At 36.0% G+C, this 6505-nt stretch carries 8 protein-coding genes; 3 read left to right on the forward strand and 5 right to left on the reverse strand.

Features of this window, described 5'->3' with window-relative positions; translation table 11 throughout:
* The first annotated feature begins 123 nt into the window (after window positions 1-123).
* The 3 genes from FCR06_RS28350 to FCR06_RS28360 all read left to right on the forward strand — a co-directional run bounded on the left by FCR06_RS28350 (window position 124) and on the right by FCR06_RS28360 (window position 2240).
* Window positions 124-753 (forward strand): hypothetical protein, encoded by a 630-nt coding sequence (locus tag FCR06_RS28350; RefSeq protein ID WP_138505740.1) that lies wholly within the window; start codon window positions 124-126, stop codon window positions 751-753.
* 56 nt (window positions 754-809) lie between these two features.
* Window positions 810-1463, forward strand: a complete 654-nt coding sequence (locus FCR06_RS28355) for a hypothetical protein (protein ID WP_138505742.1) — start codon at window positions 810-812, stop codon at window positions 1461-1463.
* Window positions 1464-1643: 180 nt separating this feature from the next.
* Window positions 1644-2240 carry a hypothetical protein gene (locus FCR06_RS28360; RefSeq protein WP_223280337.1) on the forward strand — a complete coding sequence of 199 codons (597 nt, stop codon included), beginning with the start codon at window positions 1644-1646 and terminating at the stop codon, window positions 2238-2240.
* Between the two features lie 47 nt (window positions 2241-2287).
* Here FCR06_RS28360 and FCR06_RS28365 read toward each other — a convergent pair whose 3' ends face one another.
* The 5 genes from FCR06_RS28365 to FCR06_RS28385 form a co-directional block, all read right to left on the reverse strand.
* The gene (locus FCR06_RS28365; protein WP_223280338.1) at window positions 2288-3040 is read right to left on the reverse strand and encodes a DUF928 domain-containing protein; all 753 of its coding nucleotides are present in this window, start codon (window positions 3038-3040) and stop codon (window positions 2288-2290) included.
* A gap of 67 nt (window positions 3041-3107) precedes the next feature.
* The gene (locus FCR06_RS28370) at window positions 3108-4337 is read right to left on the reverse strand and encodes a CHASE2 domain-containing protein (protein WP_189523614.1); all 1230 of its coding nucleotides are present in this window, start codon (window positions 4335-4337) and stop codon (window positions 3108-3110) included.
* A gap of 72 nt (window positions 4338-4409) precedes the next feature.
* A complete protein-coding gene (locus FCR06_RS28375; RefSeq protein WP_138505750.1) occupies window positions 4410-4850 on the reverse strand; it encodes a hypothetical protein in 441 nt (146 codons plus the stop codon).
* A gap of 191 nt (window positions 4851-5041) precedes the next feature.
* Complete coding sequence (locus FCR06_RS28380) at window positions 5042-5770, reverse strand: DUF6753 family protein (RefSeq protein ID WP_223280339.1); 729 nt, start codon at window positions 5768-5770, stop codon at window positions 5042-5044.
* 5 nt (window positions 5771-5775) lie between these two features.
* The coding region (locus tag FCR06_RS28385; protein ID WP_138505754.1) for a hypothetical protein at window positions 5776-6505 on the reverse strand (730 nt) is incomplete at its 5' end.

Consider the following 6505-nt stretch of genomic DNA (forward strand, 5'->3'; position numbering starts at 1 on the left):
AACCCATTTATGACAAGATTTACAAAAATAGAAGAGAGTTTTATTTATTATTGGATTCCATTACAGGATAGATAAAACCAAGATTTTGAATGTTTAATAGTATATAAAGATAAAACATCTATTATGTGTAAATTTGCAATAAAAATAATTCCTTTTATAGTAGATGTTACAATAATAATCTCTGCCTTTTTTACAAGTAATAATTCAGCTTTTGCTAATGATTATTATGGTCAAGTTGTGGATAAAAAATATAATTATAAAACAACTAATAAAGAAGTATCTACTGAGCCATTCAGTACTAAATCTGAAGATTTACTTATATCTCCAGATGATGAATTATCAATGAAAGATAAATTAGAATTGTTCAAGAGTAATTTGGATAATAGTAATCGTAATATTGAAATTGGTGAATCTAGTTGTTATGTAGAATTGTCATTCCTATCAAATTCCATAATGATTTACGATAACTATCCACAAATTGTTAATAAATTGACATTTTCTATATACAGTCCGACGCATGGAACGAGAACTGTAAATTTGGAAAGCAGCAAAAACAGCGAAACTATATCTTTAAAATCTATATGCAGCAATAAAATTATTAATATTGTATATAAAACAATCTCTCTAGAGAGAAGAGTAGATAACAAAATTAGAGAACTGAAAGTAAATTTGGATATGCAGAAGCCTATACAAAATCCTTTGCTTGAATTAAATATCCAAAATGATTGGAATCCTCTCATAAAAAATGACTAAATTAAAATAATTTTTTCTTCATAAATAAACATTTCAAACACTCAGAATATCTATCAATGGTATACAAAAATAAATTTATGTATGAATATATAACCAAAAAAATTGTTTACACTGTAGACATTGCCATAATAATTACCGTTTTTTTTGCGAGTAGTAATTCAGCTTTTGCTAATGATTATTTTGGTCAAGTTTTAGCTAACGAATATAATTACAAAACAACTAATAAAGAACTATCTAATGAGCAATTCAGCACCAAAGCAGGAGATTTACTTATATTTACAGATAATAAATTCTTAATTCAAGATAGATTAGAATTACTCAAAAGGATTTCGGATAATACTAATCATCATATTGAAATTGGTGAGTATAGTTGTTATGTAGAATTGTCATTAGGATTACTTTCTACAACGATTTACTATAACTATCCACCTCCACCAGTTAATAAATTGACATTTTCTATATATACCCCGAAGCATGGTATGAGAACTTTAAACTTGGAAAGTAACAAAAGCAGTGAAACTATGGTTTCTTTAAACTTCATATGTAATAAATCTAGTAATAGTGTATATAAAATAATGTCTTTAGACAGAAGAATAGATAACCAAATTGGAGAGCTGAGAGTAAATTTAGATATGCAGAAGCCAGTGCAAACTCCTTTGCTTGAATTAAATGTCCAAAACAATTGGAATTCTCTCATAAAAAATGACTAAAAATAATTTAAATATGAAATATATATTTAACATTCAGGTATTAATAAATTGCTGCTGAATCATTATAGAATCTAATATTTTTTACCAATTAATGTTTGATAGTTTTAGCTTATATATATCTAACAATCCTAAAACAAAGACAATAAATTTTGAAGCTATATGACATACAACAATAAATTTATGTGCATTTTAAAAAATAAAATAATTTGTATTACTGTAAATAGTATTGCAACACTTACTGCTTTTTTTATAAACAGTAAAGCGGTTTTAGGCAATGTTTATTTTGACAAATTGGTTACAAAAGAGCTTAATTACACGACAACTAATAAAAAAATATTTGTTGAAAAATTCAGTACTAAAGCTAGTGATTTACTGACATCTCCAGAAAGTGATATGTCGCATATCGAGCTTCTAAAAAATTTGTTATCTGTTTTTGGTAATACTAATATTGAAATTGGGGAATATAGTTGTTATTCGGGAAATTTAGTCACATATGAATACTTAAATAATAAGCCAATAGGAGCATTTATGCTTTCCATATATACACCTACACAGGGAAGACGTACTGTAAATCTGGACAGCAGCGAAACTATATTGCCAAAATACTTTTGTGATGAAATTATCAACGGAGGTTATAAGTTAATATACAAAGAGAGACAACTAGATATTAAAATTAGAGAACTAAAAGTTAATTTGTATATGCATAAGCCAGTTTATAACTTCGATCTGGAAAGAAATATTCAAAATACCTGGAATGTACTGATAGAAAATAATTAAATAAAAATAATTATATTCTCATAAAAACTACAGATATATCGATATTTTTAATGATTTTGTTGAACGTTTTTAGCAGACTCTGGAAGAAAGTATAATGTCCATTCTTTTGAATAAAGCCTGGTTATTCCAAGAGTTTGTTGTAAGCTTACCCAGTCTTTTGTTAAATATTTATCTTGTGGATTGTTTTTCCATAAAGTAGCAAATGTTGCTAAAGTTTCGTACCATAACCCCGCTTCTGCATAGATTGAAACCTGCTCTCTAGTAGTTGCTACCTTTAACCGAGAATTCAAATTTGAACTTTCAGGGACTCTCTCAACCCAACCATTGACGGTTGCATCACCTGACCGATTTAGGGGATTACAGATTACGGAAAATACCCATTGATATTTTTTACCTTGTTTGAGGGGAGGGACTGTTAATGGAAGTTGCAAACTTGCAATACCTTCTTTTTGTGACAGAGAAAATGTTGCTGAATATACATCATCTTCATTTTCATCAATGAGAACAAACTCTGCATTTCGACGAGAGACAGGCAGGTATGGGATATAAAACCAAAACGTCGGTCTGTCAGAGATTGTCTGTTCAACAAATGGAACTCCGTCTACATCGAAGGGAACCAGGGCAGTCAGTGAGTCAGGCACATTAGGACAGCGATCGCGCCGCGCTCCTCCTCTTTGACGACCAGTGGCAACTTTGCTAGGACGCTTTCCTAAAAAAAAGTATTTTACTTTTTCAATCAGGCTTAATTCCTCTGCTCCTATAACATTGTGAGTAACAAATAATGGTAATGAAATAGACATTGTTACTGCAACCAAACAAAGGATAGCAACTCGAGGAATAAACTTTATCTGACGCATGAGTTGAACATTAAGATTTTTTGCTTGGACGGTATACGATAAAAAGAATACTTCCTTGCATTAAGAACAAAGCGATCGCTGACGGAATGAAAGGCACCCAAAGATTACCCCAAGTCAGAAGGCTCAAGCAAATTACATATAAAACAAGAAATGTAGTTCCTCCAGCAAGACCTACCATAAGCCAGTAGGCGCGGAGATAGTAAGCAAGTCCTGCGCCAACTAAAGACCAGCAAGCAATCCACAAAAATTCAATTCCTGGCAACCATACTTTTAATAAACCTCGCTCCCCCTTTACAAAACTCAAAATTTGGCTCACCATATGAGCTTGGACAAACACACCTGACATCGTGCCGTAAGGGGTAGACCAATCATCACTAATGGCTACTTTAGCTGTGATTCCAATTAGAACAATTTTGTCCCGAACATCCTGCTCAGAAAGACGATCATTGAAAACGTCTTCTAGTGATACGTGTTTTGCGATCACTTCAGGTTCAGCACCCGTGGCACGATAGTTTAACAATACTTGATAACCACCAGAATCAACACCTTGATAACCACCTGTAAATGGTTGAAGGTATTCAAAAACAGCATTACCAATTTGTAGTTGACCTTGAGTTTCAAAAGGGTCTTTGTACTTATACTGGTTATTCTGGGTAGCTTCTAACTCTAAATAGCGCCGTGCAAGAGCAAGGCTAAATGACTGTTTTGTAGCACAGTCAGCACCGGACAATTTCTCTTGAGCCATAAGAAATCGGCGGACAACCTGATCCTTATCTGGGATAAAGTCAACAAAACCAAAACGTTCTCCTTTTACTACCTGTTTTGGTGGGGCAATCCCCGATGCAACAATTCGCTCTTTTTCATCAGTTTCAGGCACTTTACAGACAGAAAAGAAGCGTTCATTGTTCAAACGAGCCACCAAATCCGGTTCGTTGGCAGAAGTTTCAAAGTCACGGTATAAATCTAACCCAATCAAACGAGGCTGATATTTCTCTAATTTCATCAAAAGGCGATTGAGAGAAGTATCTTTTAAAGTGCCTTGCCCATGCTCGTTCCGTTTGATTTGGGTACGAAGGTCATTATCTGTAATTTCAATAACTAATAGCCGCGGGTCAGCACCTTCATCCAGGAGCCGAAGTTGCATTAGATGGTCAAATGCTTTCAATTCCATTGCTTGTAGCAGTCCAAAAAAGCGTAGACCAAATAAAACGCAAGTGACAGTAAAACTAAGTGCTAACAAACGTTTCCAAGAAAGATGCCGAACTTTAGCAAGGGAATTTGAATTTACCCGTTCCCGTTTGGGCGTAGCTAGTCAAATATTGAAAGTACTGCCTCTTTGGTCAATGTTTTGGGTTTGAGCCACATTAATAGCTTTTTCAATGTTTTGGATAAAACTTGGAGGGTATGATTGTTGTGATTTTTCTATAGATGCTTTTATCTCACTCAGAATTTCAGCCAAGTTTGCTGGTGGATTAGTTTCTGCTGCTGTTGCCAATTCCTGTGCAGCTTGAGCCACTTCAGGATTAGCCTTAGCCACAGATTCTACTTCCAGTACAGCTTTGCCGTAATCGAGTGGTTGAGATGGTGCTTTCTCAATCGCAGCTACAGTATTGGGAGAGTGTTTTTTCAGGGTAACTAAGAACTTACCAGCTTTATCTAATAAAACTTCTGTTCCCTTTTCGGTTGTTTTTTCTAAAACTTTAGTGGCAACTATAGTACCAATAGCGATCGCACCAGCAGTTAATGGCTCCATCTACTACCTCTTAAGCGCGGTATCATATTTTATTATTACCACATGGTTTTTGTTCTAAATTACACAATTGATGAAGAAAATATTTAGTTAGCTTATTGTTAAGGTTCATAATTCATCCAGAATTACACCTTTGGGCTAATACGTGGAATGCAGACACAGTTGTTTTCAAATTAGCTTTGAACACCAATTTTTTACCGCCGTCTAGAGTTAGGATCTGTCCCCAAATTTTTTTCAACCCGCTGAAGCTTGGTATTAGTCCAACCAGTCTGCTCCAAAATCTTCTGTAGAGACTCGGTAGTTTCAACAGGAGTAGGGATTGGGGCCAAATGTGAATAAACCCAAAACAGAATAAAAAATGTGACCGGAGACAAAAGCCAGATGATAATAGCTCTACCCCAACCTCTAGCGACTGATTCCACGTCTTTTTGGTTCAATAGAGAAATCTTCGCCTGAATCTCGTTCAATTGTTCTTGCAAAGGTTGGCTCAATGTCTCTGGTTGCCTTGGGGATATATTGCTCAAATTCTCGGAGAATTTGGTTAAGCTCGTCAATTGCTTGAGTTGTTGCTGCGACGTTAGATTTAATGCGCTCAAGGCTGTCCCTAGCTGATTGCAGCTGGTCGCTAGATTTTTGATATTCTCTGTGTGGTCGGCTTGAGTCTTCAATTGCTCCGCTGTCAGTTGACTCCATTGGTTTAGCTCATCTTGTAAATTTTCAAATAACAATTTCCAATCATTTGGTGCAGTTTCTGTCAGCTGTGCCAAATACCCAATGTACTGCACCAACCTAAATGCTGGGTCATCTTGCTTCATCCCAGAATCAAGCGCAAACCGCAGCACTTTCGCTTGAAATTCTGGCGGCTTTTCTGACAGCAACCTATCTAAATGTGATACTCCACCATTCCCCTTACCATTACTCACAGCCATTACTCTAACCCCAATTGCACCGCTGCACGATTAAACTCTGTTTCAACCGCATCAATCCAGCCAAAAACTCTCGATTGATTACTCAAACTGAAATCCTCATGTTCTAGGGCTTCCCTGAACGTCAGATCCTTTGAGTCGATGAGGTCAAAAATATCGTCATATAACTCAGGCAATAACAGTTCAATCGCCCCCAATGCCTCTACAGATTGCTTGACTTTAGAATTGTTGTAGCGAGTAAACTTGTGTTCATCACCCCAGTAAAGATTTTTTACCAACACATAATCTACCTTGTCGCCACAAAAATCTACCAGCCGTTTTAACTGCAACACACTATCTTTAACCCGTCCCAAAACCGACACCATAGTGATGCGATAACCCAAACGTTGGGCATTCTGAAACAGAAAAATATCCTTCGCCACCGACTCAAAATACTCAGCAGCCCCAGCAGGCAGATCCACCAGAGATACTTTAGGAGAAAGACGCTTCAAATCATCCTGCAAAGCATCAGCACCACCGCGCTGATTAAGTTTTAACGCTGACACCCCGGGCTGTACCTTATTGTAGTGACGATAAAGCTGAGGATTCGACTGGTCACATTCGTAAGCAATACAGTTGATATTTCTGTGGCGATAAATATCAAGCAGAATTCGAGCGACTACACTTTTACCAGTCCCGCCCTTATCACCAGTCACCAACACCAAGCGCCCTACAGTTTTTGGTAGAGTAGAA

Source organism: Nostoc sp. PA-18-2419, from assembly GCF_005869855.1.
Classification (GTDB): domain Bacteria; phylum Cyanobacteriota; class Cyanobacteriia; order Cyanobacteriales; family Nostocaceae; genus Nostoc.

Bases quoted from the DNA above. Each gene is read 5' to 3' on its own strand.
- FCR06_RS28350 (WP_138505740.1), top strand. From the start codon at position 124: ATGTGTAAATTTGCAATAAAAATAATTCCTTTTATAGTAGATGTTACA.
- FCR06_RS28355 (WP_138505742.1), top strand. From the start codon at position 810: ATGGTATACAAAAATAAATTTATGTATGAATATATAACCAAAAAAATT.
- FCR06_RS28360 (WP_223280337.1), top strand. From the start codon at position 1,644: ATGTGCATTTTAAAAAATAAAATAATTTGTATTACTGTAAATAGTATT.
- FCR06_RS28365 (WP_223280338.1), bottom strand. From the start codon at position 3,040: ATGTCTATTTCATTACCATTATTTGTTACTCACAATGTTATAGGAGCA.
- FCR06_RS28375 (WP_138505750.1), bottom strand. From the start codon at position 4,850: ATGGAGCCATTAACTGCTGGTGCGATCGCTATTGGTACTATAGTTGCC.